The organism is Pseudomonas sp. NFACC37-1, assembly GCF_900101575.1.
Taxonomy (GTDB): Bacteria; Pseudomonadota; Gammaproteobacteria; order Pseudomonadales; family Pseudomonadaceae; genus Aquipseudomonas; species Aquipseudomonas fluorescens_AA.
Genome location: NZ_FMUZ01000019.1, coordinates 23,732 through 42,108 on the forward strand (window position 1 = coordinate 23,732; position 18,377 = coordinate 42,108).

The 18,377-nt window shown below is 62.7% G+C and carries 17 protein-coding genes; 11 read left to right on the forward strand and 6 right to left on the reverse strand.

Going from position 1 to position 18,377, the window contains the following annotated elements; all coding sequences use genetic code 11:
• The first annotated feature begins 3 nt into the window (after positions 1-3).
• The 5 genes from BLP82_RS19035 to tldD all read left to right on the forward strand — a co-directional run bounded on the left by BLP82_RS19035 (position 4) and on the right by tldD (position 8,427).
• The gene (locus tag BLP82_RS19035) at positions 4-600 is read left to right on the forward strand and encodes a Maf family protein (RefSeq protein WP_092171526.1); all 597 of its coding nucleotides are present in this window, start codon (positions 4-6) and stop codon (positions 598-600) included.
• Between the two features lie 56 nt (positions 601-656).
• Entirely contained in the window at positions 657-2,114 is a 1,458-nt protein-coding gene (rng, locus tag BLP82_RS19040; RefSeq protein ID WP_053118461.1) for a ribonuclease G, read from the forward strand.
• Between the two features lie 60 nt (positions 2,115-2,174).
• A complete protein-coding gene (locus BLP82_RS19045) occupies positions 2,175-5,978 on the forward strand; it encodes a YhdP family protein (RefSeq protein ID WP_092171529.1) in 3,804 nt (1,267 codons plus the stop codon).
• A 137-nt stretch (positions 5,979-6,115) separates the two neighbouring features.
• On the forward strand, positions 6,116-6,979 hold the full coding sequence (locus BLP82_RS19050; RefSeq protein WP_092171532.1) for a carbon-nitrogen hydrolase family protein: 864 nt from the start codon (positions 6,116-6,118) through the stop codon (positions 6,977-6,979).
• Between the two features lie 5 nt (positions 6,980-6,984).
• Positions 6,985-8,427 carry a metalloprotease TldD gene (gene tldD, locus BLP82_RS19055; RefSeq protein ID WP_003197828.1) on the forward strand — a complete coding sequence of 481 codons (1,443 nt, stop codon included), beginning with the start codon at positions 6,985-6,987 and terminating at the stop codon, positions 8,425-8,427.
• Positions 8,428-8,583: 156 nt separating this feature from the next.
• On the opposite strand, the gene yjgA is transcribed toward tldD, so the two are convergent.
• A complete protein-coding gene (gene yjgA, locus BLP82_RS19060; RefSeq protein ID WP_072410857.1) occupies positions 8,584-9,108 on the reverse strand; it encodes a ribosome biogenesis factor YjgA in 525 nt (174 codons plus the stop codon).
• 108 nt (positions 9,109-9,216) lie between these two features.
• On the opposite strand from yjgA, the gene pmbA reads away from it, so the two are divergent.
• From pmbA to BLP82_RS19090, 6 genes are all read left to right on the forward strand, one after another.
• A complete protein-coding gene (gene pmbA, locus BLP82_RS19065; RefSeq protein WP_060739165.1) occupies positions 9,217-10,563 on the forward strand; it encodes a metalloprotease PmbA in 1,347 nt (448 codons plus the stop codon).
• Between the two features lie 204 nt (positions 10,564-10,767).
• Positions 10,768-11,163, forward strand: coding sequence for a hypothetical protein (locus BLP82_RS19070; RefSeq protein ID WP_053118468.1), 396 nt, complete (start codon positions 10,768-10,770; stop codon positions 11,161-11,163).
• Positions 11,156-12,532 (forward strand): class II fumarate hydratase, encoded by a 1,377-nt coding sequence (locus tag BLP82_RS19075; RefSeq protein WP_092171535.1) that lies wholly within the window; start codon positions 11,156-11,158, stop codon positions 12,530-12,532. The genes BLP82_RS19070 and BLP82_RS19075 overlap by 8 nt, the downstream gene beginning before the upstream one ends.
• A 26-nt stretch (positions 12,533-12,558) precedes the next feature.
• Positions 12,559-12,999, forward strand: a complete 441-nt coding sequence (locus tag BLP82_RS19080; protein ID WP_092171538.1) for a hypothetical protein — start codon at positions 12,559-12,561, stop codon at positions 12,997-12,999.
• 2 nt (positions 13,000-13,001) lie between these two features.
• On the forward strand, positions 13,002-13,625 hold the full coding sequence (locus BLP82_RS19085) for a superoxide dismutase (RefSeq protein ID WP_060739162.1): 624 nt from the start codon (positions 13,002-13,004) through the stop codon (positions 13,623-13,625).
• A gap of 19 nt (positions 13,626-13,644) precedes the next feature.
• The gene (locus tag BLP82_RS19090) at positions 13,645-14,535 is read left to right on the forward strand and encodes a ZIP family metal transporter (protein WP_092171540.1); all 891 of its coding nucleotides are present in this window, start codon (positions 13,645-13,647) and stop codon (positions 14,533-14,535) included.
• 186 nt (positions 14,536-14,721) lie between these two features.
• Here BLP82_RS19090 and BLP82_RS19095 read toward each other — a convergent pair whose 3' ends face one another.
• From BLP82_RS19095 to BLP82_RS19115, 5 genes are all read right to left on the reverse strand, one after another.
• The gene (locus tag BLP82_RS19095) at positions 14,722-14,997 is read right to left on the reverse strand and encodes an HPr family phosphocarrier protein (RefSeq protein WP_092171543.1); all 276 of its coding nucleotides are present in this window, start codon (positions 14,995-14,997) and stop codon (positions 14,722-14,724) included.
• Positions 14,998-15,012: 15 nt separating this feature from the next.
• A complete protein-coding gene (gene rapZ / locus BLP82_RS19100) occupies positions 15,013-15,870 on the reverse strand; it encodes an RNase adapter RapZ (protein ID WP_092171547.1) in 858 nt (285 codons plus the stop codon).
• Positions 15,871-15,872: 2 nt separating this feature from the next.
• Positions 15,873-16,337 carry a PTS IIA-like nitrogen regulatory protein PtsN gene (ptsN, locus tag BLP82_RS19105; RefSeq protein ID WP_092171551.1) on the reverse strand — a complete coding sequence of 155 codons (465 nt, stop codon included), beginning with the start codon at positions 16,335-16,337 and terminating at the stop codon, positions 15,873-15,875.
• A 12-nt stretch (positions 16,338-16,349) separates the two neighbouring features.
• Positions 16,350-16,658, reverse strand: a complete 309-nt coding sequence (gene hpf, locus BLP82_RS19110; protein ID WP_003178005.1) for a ribosome hibernation-promoting factor, HPF/YfiA family — start codon at positions 16,656-16,658, stop codon at positions 16,350-16,352.
• Between the two features lie 76 nt (positions 16,659-16,734).
• On the reverse strand, positions 16,735-18,228 hold the full coding sequence (locus BLP82_RS19115) for an RNA polymerase factor sigma-54 (RefSeq protein ID WP_072410874.1): 1,494 nt from the start codon (positions 18,226-18,228) through the stop codon (positions 16,735-16,737).
• Positions 18,229-18,377: the final 149 nt, after the last annotated feature.

The following is an 18,377-nucleotide window of genomic DNA, read 5'->3' on the forward strand; positions in this document are numbered from 1 at the left end:
TTGATGAAACCGCTTTACCTCGCCTCAGGCTCGCCGCGTCGGCGTGAGCTGCTCACGCAGATCGGCGTGCCCTTTACCGCCATTGGCGCGGACATCGATGAAACACCCCAGGATCACGAAACCCCCTCGGCCTATGTCGAGCGCCTGGCGCGCGGCAAGGCCGAGGCTGGACGACGAGCCCTGGACACCGGTGTGGAGGGCTGCGTGCTCGGTGCGGACACCGCCGTGGTGCTGGAGGGGCGGATTCTCGGCAAGCCAGTGGATCAGGCCGACGCCTTGTCCATGCTGCTGAGCCTGTCCGGTCGCGACCATGAAGTGCTGACCGCCATTGCCGTGCTGGACGGCTCGCGCTGCGAGTCACAGGTGGTGCGCAGTCGGGTGCGTTTTCGTCCCATCACCGAACAGGAAGCGCTGGCCTATTGGGCCAGCGGCGAACCCCGGGACAAGGCCGGCAGCTATGGTATCCAAGGGTTGGGCGCGGTGTTCGTCGCCGGGCTCGAAGGCAGCTATTCAGCCGTGGTCGGCCTGCCCCTGTGCGAAACCGCAGAACTGCTGGGCCATTTCGGCATACCCTGTTGGCAAACCTTGAGCGCGCGCTGAGCGCCGTCTGACTTGATGCGGCCATTATCGTGAACATGCCTGAACGAGACCCTGCCATGAGTGAAGAGATCCTGATCAACATCACGCCGATGGAATCGCGCGTGGCGGTGGTTGAAAACGGTGTGCTGCAAGAGGTCCACGTCGAGCGCACGCAAAAGCGTGGCATCGTTGGCAATATCTACAAGGGCAAGGTGGTGCGAGTGCTACCGGGCATGCAGGCGGCCTTCGTCGACATCGGCCTGGACCGCGCGGCGTTCATCCATGCGTCGGAAATTTCCATGCGCGAAGGGCCGGCCGTGGAGAGCATCAGCGCGCTGGTGCATGAAGGCCAGAGCCTGGTGGTGCAGGTCACCAAGGACCCCATCGGCTCCAAGGGCGCGCGCCTGACTACGCAGTTGTCGATTCCGTCGCGCTATCTGGTGTACATGCCGCGTACCGCCCATGTCGGTATTTCCCTGAAAATCGAAGACGAAGCCGAGCGCGAGCGCCTCAAGCAGGTGGTCAGCGATTGTGTGGAAAAAGAAGGTATCAAAGAAACTGGCGGGTTCATCCTGCGCACCGCCGCCGAAGGGGCCGGAGCCGATGAGATCCTCATGGACATCCGCTACCTGCGAAGGCTCTGGGACCAGATCGCCGCGCAGATCAAGACCATCGCCACCCCCAGCGTGATCTACGAAGACCTGGGCCTGGCGTTGCGCACGCTACGGGACCTGGTCAGCCCCAAGATCGAGAAAATCCGCATCGACTCCCGGGAAACCTTCCAGAAAACCACGCAGTTCGTCGCCGAACTGATGCCGGAAATCGCCGATCGCCTGGAACATTACCCTGGCGAGCGGCCGATTTTCGACCTGTACGGGGTCGAGGACGAAATCCAGAAAGCCCTGGAGCGCAAGGTGCCGCTCAAGTCCGGCGGTTACCTGGTGGTCGATCCGGCCGAAGCCATGAGCACCATCGACGTCAACACCGGGGCGTTCGTCGGCCATCGCAACCTGGAAGAAACCATCTTCAAGACCAACCTGGAAGCCGCCACGGCGATTGCCCGCCAGCTGCGCCTGCGCAACCTGGGCGGGATCATCATCATCGACTTCATCGACATGGAAGATGAAGAGCACCAGCGCCAGGTGCTGCGGACCCTGGAAAAACAACTCGAACGCGATCACGCCAAGACCAACATCATCGGGATCACCGAACTGGGCCTGGTGCAAATGACCCGCAAGCGCACCCGCGAAAGCCTCGAGCAGGTGCTGTGCGAGCCGTGCAGCAGTTGCCAGGGGCGCGGCAAGCTCAAGACCCCGGAAACCGTGTGTTACGAAATCTTCCGGGAAATCCTCCGGGAGGCGCGCGCCTACCAGGCGACCGGCTATAGAGTGTTGGCCAACCAGAAAGTGGTGGATCGCCTGCTCGACGAGGAGTCAGGCAATGTCGCGGAGTTGGAAGCGTTTATCGGACGCACCATTCGTTTCCAGGTCGAAACCATGTATTCCCAGGAACAATACGACGTGGTGTTGCTCTGAAGAGCTTGGGAAGCGGCGGGCCCGCGGATTTGATTGTCTTTGCCAGGGGAGCCCACTGACATGGAGCGTCTGACACGCATGATTGCGACGCTGACCCGTTGGGGGCTGGGGCTTTGCGCCCTGTTGCTGGTGTTGCTGGCGTTGTACGTCAGCCTCGGTCGCGAGCTGGTCCCGCTGGTGGCCGAATACCGCGCCGAGGTCGAGACCCGCGCGGGTGCCGCCTTGGGCATGCCTGTGCACATCGGCAGCCTGGACGGCAGTTGGGACGCTTTGGCACCGATCCTGGCGGCGCGCGACGTGGTGGTCGGCGAGGGCCCCAATGCCTTGCACCTGGACCAGGTGCGGGCCGTGCCTGACCTGTGGGGCAGCCTGCTGGCGCGTCAGGTGCGCATCGCCCACCTGGAAGTCAGTGGCCTGAAGATCAGCCTCAAGGAAGGCGCCGACGGCAAGTGGGCTTTGGAAGGCCTGCCGGTGAAGGACGAGCAGCCCCTCGATCCGCAGCAACTGCTCGAACGCATGCAAGTGGTCGCCAAGCTCTCGGTGCTCGATAGCCAGGTGACCTTGCAACCCGTCGAGCAACCGCCGTTGACCTTGACCTACGTCGGCTTGAGCCTGCGCACCGGCGCCACCCGCCAGCGCCTGGATGCACGCCTGACCCTGCCTGACGGGCAGCCGGTGGCGATCAACCTGCGCACCCGCCTGCGCGCCAGCGACTGGAAGAACGGCCAGGCCGATGCCTATTTGAGCCTGCCGCAAAGCGACTGGTCCAAATGGCTGCCGAAACGCCTGACCCAACAATGGAATTTCTCCCGGATCCAGGCCGGCGGTGAGTTCTGGCTCAGTTGGGGCGAGGGCACGGTGCAAAGCGCAGCCATGCGCCTGAACGCGCCGCAGCTCCAGGGCGCCTACGGCGAACGCAAGCCGGTACAGATCCACAACCTGGCCCTCAACGCTTATTTCCAGCGCGGTAGCCAAGGGTTCACCGCGACCTTCGATTCCCTGGCGATGAACCTGGGCGAGACCCGCTGGGAATCGCACCTGCAACTGCAACAAACCGCCGCCACCGAGCAGGCCGAGGAGCGTTGGCACCTGCAGGCCGACCGCCTCGACCTGACCCCGCTCACGCCTTTGCTCAATGCCCTGGCACCGTTGCCCGACGGCCTGGCCACGACGATTGATCGGCTCAAGGTGACCGGTGGCCTGCGCAACGTGCTGCTGGACTACCGGCCGCAGAACACCGGTGACCAGAAAGTCAGCTTCGCCACCAACCTGGACACTGTCGGCTTTGATGCCTATCGCGGGGCTCCGGCGGCGCGCAACGTCTCCGGCAGCCTGAGCGGCGACCTGGGCGGCGGCGAACTGCGCATGGACAGCAAGGACTTTTCCCTGCACCTGGACCCGATCTTCGCCAAGCCCTGGCAGTACTTGCAGGCCAATGCCCGGCTGACCTGGAAGCTCGACAAGCAAAGCTTCACCCTGATCGCGCCGTATCTGAAGGTGCTGGGCGAGGAGGGTCGGATCGCCGGCGACTTCCTGATTCGCCTGCATTTGGACCACAGCCAGGAGGACTACATGGACCTGCGGGTCGGCCTGGTGGACGGTGACGGGCGTTACACTGCCAAGTACCTGCCGGCGGTCCTCAGTCCGGCGCTGGATGAGTGGTTGCGCACGGCCATCGTCAAGGGCGCGGTGGACCAAGGCTTTTTCCAGTATCAAGGCTCGCTCAATCACGGTGCCGGGGACGCGGCGCGCAGCATCAGCCTGTTTTTCAAGGTGCATGACGCCGAACTGGCGTTCCAGCCGGGCTGGCCTTCGGTCAGCAAGGTCAGCGGCGATGTCTTCGTCGAAGACAGCGGCGTGCGCATCTATGCCAGCCAGGGGCAGTTGCTCGATACCCAGGTCAAGGATGTTTCGGTGAACATTCCCCATGTACCGACCGGCCAGAGCTCTCATCTGCTGCTGGACGGCGGGTTCGCCGGTGGGTTGGGCGACGGTTTGAAAATCCTCCAGAGCGCACCGATCGGGACCGCCGAGACGTTCGCCGGCTGGGAAGGCGAGGGCGACCTGAAAGGCAGCGTGAAGCTGGATATACCGCTGGTCAAAGGCGAGCAACCGAAGATCCTGGTGGACTTCGCCACCGACCAGGCTCGTCTCAAACTCAGCGAGCCGGCGCTGGAGCTGACCCAGCTCAAGGGCGATTTCCGCTTCGACAGCAACAAGGGGTTGAGCGGCAAGGGCATCAGCGCCCGGGCATTCGACCGGCCCGTGACCGCGCAGATTTTCGCCGAGGGCCGTGCCGGTGCGCTCAATACGCGGGTCGCCGCGTCCGGGCAGGTGGAGATCAACAAGCTCACCAGTTGGCTGAACGTCACCCAACCGTTGCCGGTATCGGGTGTCGTGCCCTACCAGTTGCAAGTGATCCTCGACGGCGCCGACAGCCAGTTGTCGGTCAGTTCCAGCCTCAAGGGCGTGGCCGTCGACCTGCCGGCCCCCTTCGGCATGGCCGCCGATGTCGGGCGCGACACGGTGTTTCGCATGACCCTGCAGGGGCCGGAACGGCGTTATTGGGTCGATTATGGTGACCTGGCCAGCTTCACTTACGCCGCACCCAGCGGGAAAGTCGCCGACGGCCGCGGCGAGTTGCTGCTGGGGGCCGGCGATGCGGTGCTGCCTGGGGCCAAGGGGCTGCGACTGCGTGGCACATTGTCGGAACTGGACGTAAGTCCCTGGCAGGACCTGGTGAACAAGTACGCCGGCCAGGATCCGGGCGGCAGTGCCAAGCAATTGCTCAGCAGCGTCGATCTGACCGTCGGCAAACTCACGGCCATGGGCACCACCCTGGACCAGGCGTCTGTGCAACTGGATCGCAAGCCGAACGCCTGGGCCTTGCGGCTCGATAGCCAGCAGGCCAAAGGCAATGTCAGCCTGCCGGACGCCAAGGCCGCGCCGATTGGCATCAAGCTTGACTACGTTCGCCTGCCGGCCACAGACCCGACGGTCCAGGCCGATGAGAACGCCCCGGACCCGTTGGCGTCGGTCGATCCCGGCAAGATCCCGGCGATGGATATCGCCATCGACCAATTGTTCCAAGGCCCCGATCTCATCGGCGCGTGGTCGTTGCAAGTGCGACCGACCGCCAAGGGCATCGCGCTGAACAACCTGGACATGGGCCTCAAGGGCATGGTGTTGAACGGCAGCGGCGGCTGGGAAGGTACGCCTGGCGCCACCAGCAGTTGGTACAAGGGACGGATCGGCGGCAAGAACCTGGCCGATGTGCTCAAGGGCTGGGGGTTCGCACCGAGCGTGACCAGCCAGGCATTCCGCCTGGATGTCGATGGCCGCTGGCCCGGTTCGCCGGCGTGGGTCGCCACCAAGCGCTTCTCCGGCAGCCTCGACGCGTCGTTGACCAAGGGCCAGTTCGTCGAAGTCGAAGGCAGCGCCCAGGCGTTGCGGGTATTTGGTTTGCTGAACTTCAACTCCATCGGCCGACGCCTGCGCCTGGACTTCTCCGACCTGTTCGGCAAGGGCTTGAGCTACGACCGGGTCAAGGGGCTGCTGGTGGCGAGCGACGGGGTGTACGTGACCCGCGAACCCATTACCCTGACCGGACCGTCGAGCAACCTGGAACTCAACGGCACCCTGGACATGGTGGCCGACCGCGTCGACGCCAAGCTGCTGGTGACGTTGCCGGTGACCAACAACCTGCCGATCGCCGCGCTGATCGTCGGTGCACCGGCGGTGGGTGGGGCACTGTTTCTGATCGACAAACTGATCGGCGACCGCGTGGCGCGTTTTGCCAGCGTAAGATACGACGTCAAGGGGCCGTGGAAAGAGCCGAAGATCACTTTCGACAAGCCGTTCTGATAGACGATGGGATAACCCCTGTGGGAGCGAGCTTGCTCGCGATAGCGGTGTATCAGTCACATTTCCTTTGCTGATCCTGCGCTATCGCGAGCAAGCTCGCTCCCACAGGGGATGATGCAAAAAATGAGGGAAACACCATGCCAGTCGCCGTGATTCAAATGGTCAGCCAAAGCGACGTGCTCGCCAACCTGGCCCGTGCCCGGGTGCTGCTGGAGCAGGCTGCCGCCGGCGGCGCGAGGCTGGCGGTGCTGCCGGAGAATTTCGCGGCGATGGGGCGACGGGACATCGCCGATATCGGCCGTGCCGAAGCCTTTGGTCAGGGACCGATCCTGCCGTGGTTGAAACAGGTCGCCCGTGACCTCAAGTTATGGATTGTGGCCGGTACGCTGCCGTTACCGCCGGTGGACCAGCCCGAGGCCAGGTCCCATGCCTGTTCGTTGCTGGTCGACGATCAGGGCCAGATCGTGGCGCGCTACGACAAGCTGCACCTGTTCGATGTGGATGTGGCGGACAATCGCGCGCGCTATCGCGAGTCGGATGACTATGCTTATGGTGCCAACGTGGTGGTTGCCGATACCCCCGTCGGCCGGGTGGGCCTGACGGTGTGTTATGACTTGCGGTTCCCGGAGCTCTACAGCGAGTTGCGGGCGGCCGGGGCCGAGCTGATCACGGCACCGTCGGCGTTTACCGCGGTGACCGGTGCTGCCCATTGGGACGTGCTTATCCGCGCCCGGGCCATCGAGACCCAGTGCTACGTGCTGGCGGCCGCCCAGGGTGGCGTGCATCCGGGGCCTCGGGAAACTTTTGGCCATGCCGCGATTGTCGACCCGTGGGGCCGCGTGCTGGCACAACAGGATCAAGGCGAGGCCGTGCTGGTGGCCGAGCGCGACAGCAGCGAACAAGCGTCCATCCGGGCGCGCATGCCGGTGGCCAGCCATCGGCGCTTTTTCTCGCAGGGCGCTCGACAGCGGCCTGTCCAAGACGACGAATTCAAGGCGTAAAACATATGAGCGGGTTGTTATCCTCAGTCAGTGAACACCTTTTAGCCCCTGGCGGCGTGACGCTTGAAAGCCTGCAAGGCGTGCTGGGCGACCTGGCCGGCCCGGGCATCGATGCCGCCGACCTGTATTTCCAAGGGCAGATTTCCGAGTCCTGGTCGCTGGAAGACGGCATCGTCAAGGAAGGCAGTTTCAACCTCGACCAGGGTGTGGGCGTGCGTGCCCAGTCCGGGGAAAAGACCGGTTTTGCCTACAGCAACGCCATCACCCTCGAAGCCCTCGGCGCTGCGGCCCGTGCGGCCCGCTCGATCTCCCGCGCCGGGCAGAATGGCACGGTACAGGCGTTCAGCAGCCAGGACGTGGCGCAACTCTATGCCCCGGACAACCCGCTGGAAGTCATGAGCCGCGCCGAGAAAGTCGAATTGCTCAAGCGCATTGACGTCGCCACCCGCGCCCTTGACCCGCGCATTCAGCAGGTGTCGGTCAGCATGGCCGGGGTCTGGGAGCGGATCCTGGTGGCTTCCACCGATGGCGGCCTGGCGGCGGACGTACGGCCGCTGGTGCGCTTCAACGTCAGCGTGATCGTCGAACAGAACGGTCGCCGTGAGCGCGGCGGCCATGGCGGTGGCGGGCGCACCGATTACCGTTATTTCCTCAGTGAAGACCGCGCCATGGGCTACGCCCGCGAAGCGTTGCGCCAGGCCCTGGTCAATCTGGAAGCCATCCCGGCCCCGGCCGGCACGTTGCCGGTGGTGCTCGGCTCCGGCTGGTCCGGTGTGCTGCTGCACGAAGCGGTGGGCCATGGCCTGGAAGGCGACTTCAACCGCAAGGGCAGTTCGGCCTACAGCGGGCGCATGGGGGAAATGGTCGCTTCGAAACTCTGCACCATTGTCGATGACGGCACCCTGGCCGGGCGTCGTGGCTCCCTGAGCGTCGACGATGAAGGCACGCCAACCGAATGCACCACGCTGATCGAGAACGGGGTGCTCAAGGGGTACATGCAGGACAAGCTCAACGCCCGGCTGATGGGCGTGGCTCGCACCGGCAACGGTCGTCGTGAGTCCTATGCGCATCTGCCGATGCCGCGCATGACCAACACTTACATGCTGGGCGGTCAAAGCGACCCGGCGGAAATCATCGCCTCGGTGAAAAAAGGCATCTATTGCGCCAACCTCGGCGGCGGTCAGGTGGACATCACCAGCGGCAAGTTCGTGTTCTCCACCAGCGAGGCCTACCTGATCGAAGACGGCAAGATCACCGCACCGGTCAAGGGTGCGACCCTGATCGGCAACGGGCCGGAGGCGATGAGCAAGGTGTCGATGGTCGGTAACGACCTGGCGCTGGACAGCGGGGTGGGCACATGCGGCAAGGACGGACAATCGGTGCCGGTTGGCGTCGGTCAGCCGACCCTGAAGATCGATGCGATTACCGTGGGTGGCACGGGCGCGTAAGGATGATACGGTCCCCTATGAGCTGCGTAGGAGCTGGTGTATGAGCGTAGGAGCTGTCGAGTGCAACGAGGCTGCGATCTTTCCAAAAACCCTTGAATCCCAAGCGAAGGATCAAAAGATCGCAGGCTTCGCCAGCTCCTACGGACCAGGTGAAACTCAGCGCAAGCCGCGTTGAGTTTCGTCCAGCTCACGGATGTACTTGAAGATTTTACGGCTCGAAGCTGGTGGCTTGTTCTGCGCCAGTTCGTGCTGGGCCTGACGGATCAGGGAGCGCAATTGCTGGCGATCGGCCTCCGGGTAGTCGATGACGAATTTTTCCAGCACGCCGTCGTCGCCTGCGATCAAGCGATCGCGCCAGCGCTCCAGGTTATGGAAGCGTTCGTTGTACTGCCGGGTGGAAGCATCGAGTTGATCGAGCAGCACCAGGATGGCGTCAGTGTCCTGATCGCGCATCAGTTTGCCGATGAACTGCAGGTGCCGTTTACGCGCGATATGCGCGGTGTGCTTGGGCGCATCGGCCAGGGCCCGACGCAAGGCGTCGGTCAAAGGCAATTTGGCCAGCAAGTCAGGCTTGAGTGTTGTCAGGCGCTCGCCGAGGTCAACCAGAGCATGCAGCTCGCGTTTGACCTGGGATTTGCTTTTTTCACCCTCGTAGAGGGAGTCGTCGTAAGAATCAACCATGGTGGCAGTCCGCAAAGAAACGCCGCCATGATAACCAGTCGGGGGCCGCTTGTCCGGCCCGGTCGCTCGATGGCCATCACCGAAAACAGAATTTGAGTGGAGAACACCATGAGTGCAGTTCAAAGCGTCGGCCCGCAAGCATTGCCGGCACTGCAGGAACAAGTCGAGCAGATCCTCGCCGAGGCCAAGCGACAAGGCGCCAGTGCGTGCGAGGTGGCGGTGTCCCTGGAGCAAGGCCTGTCGACGTCGGTACGCCAGCGCGAGGTGGAAACCGTCGAATTCAACCGCGACCAGGGCTTTGGCATCACCTTGTACGTGGGCCAGCGCAAAGGCTCGGCCAGCACGTCGGCCAGCGGCCCGGACGCTATTCGCGAAACCGTCGCCGCGGCACTGGCGATTGCCCAGCACACCTCCGAAGACGAAGCCTCGGGCCTGGCCGATGCCGCACTGATGTGCAAGGAACTGCGCGACTTCGACCTGTTTCACGCCTGGGACATCACCCCTGAACAGGCCATCGAACAGGCGCTGCGTTGCGAAGCGGCGGCGTTCGATGCCGACTCGCGGATCAAGAATGCCGACGGTACGACGCTCAACACCCACCAAGGCTGCCGCGTCTACGGCAACAGCCACGGTTTCATCGGCGGTTATGCATCGACCCGCCACAGCCTCAGTTGCGTCATGATCGCCGAAGCCAACGGCCAGATGCAGCGTGATTACTGGTATGACGTCAACCGCCAGGGCACCTTGCTGGCGGACCCGGTGAGCATCGGCCAGAAAGCCGCGCAACGGGCGGCCAGTCGCCTGGGTGCACGGCCGGTGCCGACCTGCGAAGTGCCGGTGCTGTTTTCTGCCGAGCTGGCCGGTGGTCTGTTCGGCAGCTTCCTGTCGGCGGTGTCTGGCGGCAACCTGTACCGCAAGTCGTCGTTCCTCGAGGGCGCGCTGGGCCAGAAACTGTTCCCGGAATGGATGACCATCGACGAGCGTCCGCACCTGATGCAGGCCATGGGCAGCTCGGCGTTCGATGGCGATGGCCTGGCCACCTATGCCAAGCCGTTCGTGGAAAAGGGCGAGCTGGTGTCCTACATTCTCGGCACCTATTCGGGACGCAAACTCGGCATGCCGAGCACCGCCAATGCCGGTGGCGTGCATAACCTGTTCGTGACCCATGGCGAAGAAGACCAGGCCGCCTTGCTGCGGCGCATGGGCCGGGGCCTGCTGGTGACGGAACTGATGGGCCATGGCCTGAACATGGTCACCGGCGACTATTCCCGTGGCGCGGCGGGTTTCTGGGTCGAGAACGGCGAGATCCAGTTCCCGGTCCAGGAAGTCACCATCGCCGGGAACATGCGCGACATGTTCAAGCAGATCGTGGCCGTGGGCAATGACCTGGAACTGCGCAGCAACATCCGCACCGGCTCGGTACTGATCGAGCGGATGACGGTGGCGGGTAGCTGACCCTCAAGCGCAGAAAAAAGGCGCGTCATTCAAGCGGATGACGCGCCTTTTTTATGTTCGCAGATCCCTGTTTGGACCGGGGGACACGGTGGACACCCTGTGGTGAGGGGATAAATCCCCTCGCCACAATGATGCGCTCCCAGGCTTGTGTTGCTTCTTATTATCATCTAATAATGAATCTCATTCGCCGAGTGAGCCCCGGTCATGAGTTCTGCCCTGCACGAACAACCCTACCTTGAAAGCTGGCGCTGGATGAGCCGCCAGATCCGATGCGCGATGAACCCGGACGAGCCGCGGTTGATCGAGCATTATCTGGCCGAGGGTCGCTACCTGGCCTGTTGCACCGCCACCTCGCCGTGGATGATCTCCGAAACCGCCTTCCGCCTGCTGCTCGACACCGCCTCGGATGTCGCGCTGCCCTGGCATTGGCGCAGCCTCTGCCTCGACCAGGCCTGGCGCCCCCTGCGTGATCTCGAACGCCAATCACTGTGCCGCTGCCGCCTCAAGCGCTGGCAGAGCCATGCCTGGGCGCTGGCGACCTGCGCCCTGGCGCCATCGATTCCCCTTATTGAACTGGTGCAAGGATCTCCCGATGAGTAATACCCGTATCGAACGCGACAGCATGGGCGAGCTGCACGTCCCGGTGGACGCCCTCTATGGCGCCCAGACCCAGCGTGCCGTGGATAACTTCCCGGTCAGCGGCCAGCGCATGCCGGCGCCATTCATCCGCGCCCTGATCCTGGCCAAGGCTGCGGCCGCCCGGGCCAACGTAGAGCTGGAACAGATCAGCGCGGCCCAGGGCAAGGCGATCGTCGATGCCGCCCTGGGGTTGCTCGAAGGTCGTTTCATGGATCATTTTCCGGTGGACATCTTCCAGACCGGCTCGGGCACCAGCTCCAACATGAATGCCAACGAAGTGATCGCCACGCTCGCCAGCGGCCTGCTGGGAGAGGCGATCAACCCGAACGACCATGTCAACTGCGGCCAGAGCAGCAACGACATCATCCCCACCAGTATTCATGTCAGTGCCGCGCTGGCCCTGCATGAGCAACTGCTGCCGGCGTTGTTGCACCTGGTGCAGGTGATCGAGCGCAAGGCCGAAGAAGTCCACCCGTTCATCAAGACGGGTCGCACCCACCTGATGGACGCCATGCCGGTGCGCCTGAGCCAGGTGCTCGACGGTTGGGCGCAACAACTCAAGGCTAATATCGGCCACTTGCAGGGCTTGTTGCCGAGCCTGCAATCCCTGGCCCAGGGCGGTACGGCGGTCGGCACTGGGGTCAATGCCCATCCACGCTTCGCCGAGTTGTTCAGCCAACAACTGACGCAATTGACCCAGGTGCAATTCACCCCGGGCAAGAACCTGTTCGCGCTGATCGGCTCCCAGGACACCGCCGTGGCGGTTTCCGGGCAGCTCAAGACCACGGCCGTGTCGCTGATGAAAATCGCCAACGACCTGCGCTGGATGAACTCCGGGCCGCTGGCGGGCCTGGGTGAGATCGAGCTCGAAGGCTTGCAGCCGGGCTCCTCGATCATGCCCGGCAAGGTCAACCCGGTCATTCCTGAAGCCACTGCGATGGTCGCGGCCCAGGTGATCGGTAACGACACGGCGATCACCATTGCCGGTCAATCGGGCAACTTCGAATTGAACGTGATGTTGCCGATCATCGCCCAGAACCTGCTGAGCAGCATCGGCCTGATGTCCACCGCCAGCCGCTTGCTCGCGGACAAGGCCATCGCCACGTTCAAGGTCAACGAAGCCAGGCTCAAGGAAGCGTTGTCGCGCAACCCGATCCTGGTGACCGCGCTGAATCCGATCATCGGTTACCAGAAGGCCGCTGAAATCGCCAAGAAGGCTTATCAGCAAGGCCGACCGGTCATCGATGTCGCCCTGGAACACACCGACCTGTCTCGCAGCGAACTCGAAGTCCTGCTGGACCCGGAGAAGCTCACCGCTGGCGGCGTGTAACCCGACACCTGTGTGGAGGACTCACCATGGAACACTGGAAACGTACGATCGAACGGGCCAATCGCTGTTTCATGCTGGGCGAGCTGGTGGATGCCCGCGAAGCCTACCTGCAAGCCCTGGCGCTGGCCCAAGTGTTGTTCGAGCGCTGGGCCGATGCCGACGAAGCGGTCGCTGCTTGCGTCGTCTCCCATCACAACCTGGCGGACCTGCACTTGCGCCTGAACCAACCGGAGGAGAGCGCCGAATATTTGTGTGCGATCCACCAACGGTTGTTGCAGACGATGCAGGACGAACGCCTGGCACCGGCCCTGCGCGCCGCCGCGCAACGCCAGAGCCACAAGACCTACGTCGAACTGCTGAATTTCATCAGCGAGCACGGTGAGTACCCACGCACCCAGCGCCTGCTGCATTGCAATGCCGCTACGTCCCGGCAGCGCAATGCTCCTCTTCATCATGGAGTTCATTGAACATGGCTTTTACCTTGCCTGCATTGCCCTACGCCTACGACGCCCTGGAACCGCACATCGATGCGCAAACCATGGAGATCCATTACACCAAGCACCACCAGACCTATATCAATAACCTCAACGCGGCGGTGGACGGCACCGAATACGCCGGATGGCCCGTCGAAAAACTGGTGTCCAGCGTGGAGCAGTTGCCGCCCAGCCTGAAGGCGGCGGTGATCAACCAGGGCGGTGGCCATGCCAATCATTCGTTGTTCTGGGAGGTGATGACGCCCCAGGGCGGCGGCCTGCCCGAGGGCGCCCTGGCGGCGGCGATCGATGCGCAACTGGGTGGTATCGAGCGTTTCAAGGAAGCGTTCACCAAAGCGGCACTGACCCGTTTCGGCAGCGGCTGGGCGTGGTTGAGCGTGACCCCGCAAAAGACCCTGGTGGTGGAAAGCAGCGGCAACCAGGACAGTCCGCTGATGAATGGCAACACGCCGATTCTTGGCCTGGACGTCTGGGAGCATGCCTACTACCTGCGCTATCAGAACCGTCGTCCGGAATACATCAGCGCCTTCTACAACGTGATCAATTGGCCTGAAGTCGCCCGGCGCTATCAGGCGGCGCTGGCGTCGAGTCCTTCATGAACACCCTCCAAGGCTGACTATGGATACTCAAACACTGGCGATTGGAAGCGGGCGGATGTTCCGCTATGCCTTGGGGTCATTGCTGCTGTTGGCCGGGATGACGTTGTTGGCGGCCCAGGGCCTGGCGTGGCTGGACCTGGAGCCCAGGCTGTTGCGAGCCCTGCAAGGCGGCGGACTTTGTGCCTTGGGCACCGCGCTGGGGGCTGTGCCGGTGCTGGTCATCCGGCGCATGCCCCAGACCGTGAGCGATTCGCTGCTGGGCTTCGGTGCCGGAGTGATGCTCGCGGCCACGGCGTTTTCGCTGATCGTGCCGGGCATTGCCGCGGCCGAGCAGTTGGGATTCACGCCTTGGGCAGCCAGCGGCCTTATCTGCTTTGGCATTCTGTCGGGGGCGTTCGGGCTGTACCTGGTGGACCGCAAGGTCTCGGCCAGCCCGGAAAGGGTGGTGGCGGCGCCAGGCCGTCCGATCATAGCGCCGCGGATCTGGTTGTTCGTGTTCGCCATCATCGCCCACAACATTCCAGAAGGCATGGCGGTGGGTGTGTCGGCGGGCGGCGGCATGCCGGATGCCGACAGCCTGGCGATGGGCATCGCCTTGCAGGATGTCCCCGAAGGGCTGGTGATCGCGTTGGTGCTGGCTACGGCGGGCATGTCGCGGGTCAGGGCTTTCCTGATTGGCGCGGCGTCAGGGTTGGTCGAGCCCGTGTTCGCGCTGCTGTGCGCCTGGTTGGTGAGCCTGGCCGAGCTGCTCTTGCCCCTGGGCCTGGCGTTGGCGGCTGGGGCGATGCTGCTGGTGGTGACCCACGAAGTCATTCCCGAATCCCGCCGCAATGGTCACGAGAAGCTGGCGAGCCTGGGGTTGTTGGTGGGGTTTTGCCTGATGATGGTGCTGGATACGGCGTTGGCGTGACAGGGGGAATCTGTGTGACAGGGACCATCCGTAGGAAGGGACCATTTGTGGCGAGGGGATTTATCCCCGCTGGGCTGCGAAGCAGCCCAAAAACCTACTCTCGCGGTATCTCTGGTCGATTGTATGGGCCCTTTTTTGGGGGGCTGCTTCGCACCCCAGCGGGGATAAATCCCCTCGCCACAGGGGTTATTCGCCTTCGTCGAAGTATCGGTTGATCAGGTCCACCAGGGCATCCATCGCTTCCTTCGCCTGATCCCCTTCGGTGCTCAGGTAGATCTTGGTGCCCTTGCCGGCGGCGAGCATCATCATCGCCATGATGCTTTTGCCGTCGACCGTGGACTCCGGCGTGCGGCCGACCCTGATGGTGGCGTCCTTGAACTGTCCCGCGACTCCGACAAACTTGGCCGACGCTCGGGCATGCAAGCCCAGCTTGTTGATGATTTCAATTTCCTGAGCAGGCATCGCGGTGTGAATCCTTTAGCTGAGGTCGCGGTGGCGAACCTGGACATTCTTCAGGGATTTTTGCAGGAGCTGGCCGAGGCGTTCGGTCAGGTAGACGGAGCGGTGGTGACCGCCGGTACAGCCGATGGCGATCGTGACATAGGCGCGATTGCTCGCGGCAAAGCGGGGTAGCCATTTAAGCAGGTAGCTGGAGATGTCCTGGTACATTTCCTCGACGTCCGGCTGTGCGGCCAGGTAGTCGATCACCGGCTGATCGAGCCCGGACTGCTCGCGCAGTTCCGGTTTCCAATAAGGGTTGGGCAGGCAACGCACATCGAACACCAGGTCGGCGTCTACCGGCATGCCACGCTTGAAGCCGAACGACTCCACCAGGAACGCCGTGCCCGGCTCCGGTTGGTTCAGCAGGCGCAGCTTGATGGTGTCGCGCAACTGATACAGGTTCAGGTGCGTGGTGTTGACCTTCAGGTCCGCCAGGTCGGCGATCGGCCCCAATAGTTGGCTTTCATCCTCGATGGCTTCGGCCAGGGAGCGGTTGGCGTTGCTCAACGGGTGACGCCGACGGGTTTCGGAAAAACGCTTGAGCAGCGTCTCCTCGTCGGCATCCAGGTACAACACATCGCATTGAATATGCCGGCTGCGCACTTCCTCCAGCAGTTCGGGAAAGCGCGAGAGGTGGCTCGGCAGGTTGCGCGCATCGATGGACACCGCCACCAGCGGCTGCGCCAGCTCGGTGTGGATCAGGGCGCGCTCGGCCAGTTCCGGCAGCAGGCCGGCGGGCAGGTTATCGATGCAATAGTAGCCGCTGTCCTCAAGCACGTTGAGGGCCGTGCTTTTACCGGAGCCGGAGCGGCCACTGACGATGATCATGCGCATGTTTAATGACCGTTCTGCTCGTCCAGGACCACCTGGTACAGAGCTTCGTTACTTGGCGCGCTGCGCAGTTTTTCGCGCACTTCCTTGCGGTCCAGCATGCTGGCGATCTGGCGCAGCAGCTCGAGGTGCGCATCGGTCGCCGCTTCCGGAACCAGCAATACGAACAGCAGGTCGACCGGGGCGCCGTCGATGGCGTCGAAATCTATGGGGGCTTCAAGGTGCAACAGTGCGCTGATGGGCGCGGTACAACCCTTGAGGCGGCAATGGGGAATGGCGATGCCGTTGCCAAAACCGGTGGAACCGAGTTTTTCACGGGCAACCAGCGCCTCGAAGACATCCTGCATTCCCAGATCCGGCACTTCGCGGTGGATCAGGTTGGCAGTTTGTTCGAGGGCTTTCTTTTTACTGCCGCCCGGCGCGTTCACTAGGGAACGGCCGGGGGTCAGGATGGTTTCTAGTCGGATCATGGATTGGGGGGGTTAACGACCGGTCGCGCCCTGGAGGAGGCTCTGGGTCTTTTCCTTATGCTTTTTGAGTTGGCGATCCAGCTTGTCGGTCAGCAGGTCAATCGCGGCATACATGTCTGTGTGCTCTGCGTTGGCAACCACTTCTCCGCCGGGAATATGCAGCGTGGCTTCGATTTTCTGCAGCAGCTTCTCGACGTTCATCGTGACTTGCACGTTGGTGATCTTGTCGAAATGCCTCTCCAACCGGTCGAGTTTTTCGCCGATGTAGGTGCGCAGGGGTTCGGTCACTTCCAGTTGGTGTCCACTGATGTTGACTTGCATACAGCTTCTCCTTCGTTGCCAGTGCATAAAGCGGCAGGCAGAAATGCCTGCCACTGGAACGCTGTGGCGTGGCCTGTTACATCAACCGCTTGCGTTCGCTCGAAGGCGCGATCCCGAGGGATTCGCGGTATTTGGCGACGGTACGGCGGGCCACCTGAATGCCTTGTGCCTCCAGTAAACCAGCGATCTTGCTGTCACTCAACGGCTTTTTCTGATTTTCCGCGGCCACCAGTTTTTTGATGATCGCGCGGATGGCCGTGGACGAGCATTCGCCGCCTTCGGAGGTGCTGACATGGCTGGAGAAAAAGTATTTCAATTCATAGATGCCCCGGGGGGTATGCATGAATTTCTGGGTGGTCACCCGGGAAATCGTCGACTCGTGCATGCCCACTGCCTCGGCAATGTCATGCAGGACCAACGGTTTCATCGCCTCATCGCCGTACTCCAGGAAGCCGCGCTGATGCTCGACGATCTGGGTGGCCACTTTCATCAGGGTTTCGTTGCGGCTCTGCAGGCTCTTGATGAACCAGCGGGCTTCCTGCAACTGGTTGCGCATGAAGGTGTTGTCGGCGCTGGTGTCGGCGCGCTTGACGAAGCCGGCGTACTGGGCGTTGACCCGCAGCTTGGGCACCGACTCCTGGTTGAGCTCCACCAGCCAGCGATCGTTGTGCTTGCGCACGATCACATCGGGGACAACGTACTCAGGCTCCGTGGATTCGATCTGCGAGCCGGGACGCGGGTTGAGGCTCTGTACCAGCTCGATGACCTGGCGCAGCTCATCTTCCTTGAGCTTCATGCGCCGCATCAATTGGCTGTAGTCGCGACCGCCCAGCAGGTCGATGTAATCGGTGACCAATCGCTTGGCTTCGGCCAGCCATGGTGTCTTGGCAGGCAACTGGCGCAGTTGCAGCAGCAGGCACTCGCCCAGGTTGCGGGCGCCGATGCCGGCCGGTTCGAATTGCTGGATGCGATGGAGGACGGCTTCGATCTCGTCCAGCTCGATGTCGAGCTCGGGGTCGAAGGCTTCGAGGATTTCTTCGAGGGTCTCGTCCAGGTAGCCCTGGTTGTTGATGCAGTCGATCAGGGTCACGGCGATCAGGCGATCGGTGTCGGACATCGGCGCCAGGTTCAGTTGCCACAGCAGGTGGCTTTGCAGGCTTTCGCCGGCCGAGGTGCGGGTGGTGAAGTCCCACTCGTCATCATCGCTGCTGGGTAGGTTGCTGGCGCTGGTCTGGTAGACATCTTCCCAGGCCGTGTCCACGGGCAACTCGTTGGGGATGCGCTCGTTCCATTCGCCATCCTCGAGGTTATCCACCGTCGGGGCGGCTTCCTGGTAGGACGGTTCCGGGATCTCGGTGTTGGTCTTCTGCTCGACGTTGTCGGCCAGCGGATCGGTGTTATCGAAGTCGTCGCCTTCTTCCTGGCGTTCGAGCATCGGATTGGACTCCAGGGCCTCCTGGATTTCCTGTTGCAGGTCCAGGGTCGACAATTGGAGCAGGCGGATGGCCTGTTGCAGCTGCGGTGTCATCGTCAGCTGCTGGCCCATTCTCAAGACTAGCGATGGTTTCATGGCAGGGGCTTAACACCTTATTCGCCGGCGCACATGCGCCATCCACTACAGGGCGCCGGAGCGCCAAACTTAAGCAAATTATATGCCTGAAACCGAAGTGTTTGCCTAGAGCGTCGCCATAATAAAGTTAAACGACGCCCGGGCAATTC

Excerpts from the sequence above, each read along its gene's own strand:
- BLP82_RS19095 (WP_092171543.1), bottom strand. The coding sequence starts at position 14,997 with ATGCCTGCTCAGGAAATTGAAATCATCAACAAGCTGGGCTTGCATGCC.
- BLP82_RS19045 (WP_092171529.1), top strand. The coding sequence starts at position 2,175 with ATGGAGCGTCTGACACGCATGATTGCGACGCTGACCCGTTGGGGGCTG.
- BLP82_RS19050 (WP_092171532.1), top strand. The coding sequence starts at position 6,116 with ATGCCAGTCGCCGTGATTCAAATGGTCAGCCAAAGCGACGTGCTCGCC.
- rapZ (WP_092171547.1), bottom strand. The coding sequence starts at position 15,870 with ATGCGCATGATCATCGTCAGTGGCCGCTCCGGCTCCGGTAAAAGCACG.
- BLP82_RS19080 (WP_092171538.1), top strand. The coding sequence starts at position 12,559 with ATGGAACACTGGAAACGTACGATCGAACGGGCCAATCGCTGTTTCATG.
- BLP82_RS19115 (WP_072410874.1), bottom strand. The coding sequence starts at position 18,228 with ATGAAACCATCGCTAGTCTTGAGAATGGGCCAGCAGCTGACGATGACA.
- pmbA (WP_060739165.1), top strand. The coding sequence starts at position 9,217 with ATGAGTGCAGTTCAAAGCGTCGGCCCGCAAGCATTGCCGGCACTGCAG.
- BLP82_RS19090 (WP_092171540.1), top strand. The coding sequence starts at position 13,645 with ATGGATACTCAAACACTGGCGATTGGAAGCGGGCGGATGTTCCGCTAT.
- BLP82_RS19085 (WP_060739162.1), top strand. The coding sequence starts at position 13,002 with ATGGCTTTTACCTTGCCTGCATTGCCCTACGCCTACGACGCCCTGGAA.
- BLP82_RS19070 (WP_053118468.1), top strand. The coding sequence starts at position 10,768 with ATGAGTTCTGCCCTGCACGAACAACCCTACCTTGAAAGCTGGCGCTGG.
- tldD (WP_003197828.1), top strand. The coding sequence starts at position 6,985 with ATGAGCGGGTTGTTATCCTCAGTCAGTGAACACCTTTTAGCCCCTGGC.
- BLP82_RS19075 (WP_092171535.1), top strand. The coding sequence starts at position 11,156 with ATGAGTAATACCCGTATCGAACGCGACAGCATGGGCGAGCTGCACGTC.
- ptsN (WP_092171551.1), bottom strand. The coding sequence starts at position 16,337 with ATGATCCGACTAGAAACCATCCTGACCCCCGGCCGTTCCCTAGTGAAC.
- hpf (WP_003178005.1), bottom strand. The coding sequence starts at position 16,658 with ATGCAAGTCAACATCAGTGGACACCAACTGGAAGTGACCGAACCCCTG.
- yjgA (WP_072410857.1), bottom strand. The coding sequence starts at position 9,108 with ATGGTTGATTCTTACGACGACTCCCTCTACGAGGGTGAAAAAAGCAAA.
- rng (WP_053118461.1), top strand. The coding sequence starts at position 657 with ATGAGTGAAGAGATCCTGATCAACATCACGCCGATGGAATCGCGCGTG.
- BLP82_RS19035 (WP_092171526.1), top strand. The coding sequence starts at position 4 with ATGAAACCGCTTTACCTCGCCTCAGGCTCGCCGCGTCGGCGTGAGCTG.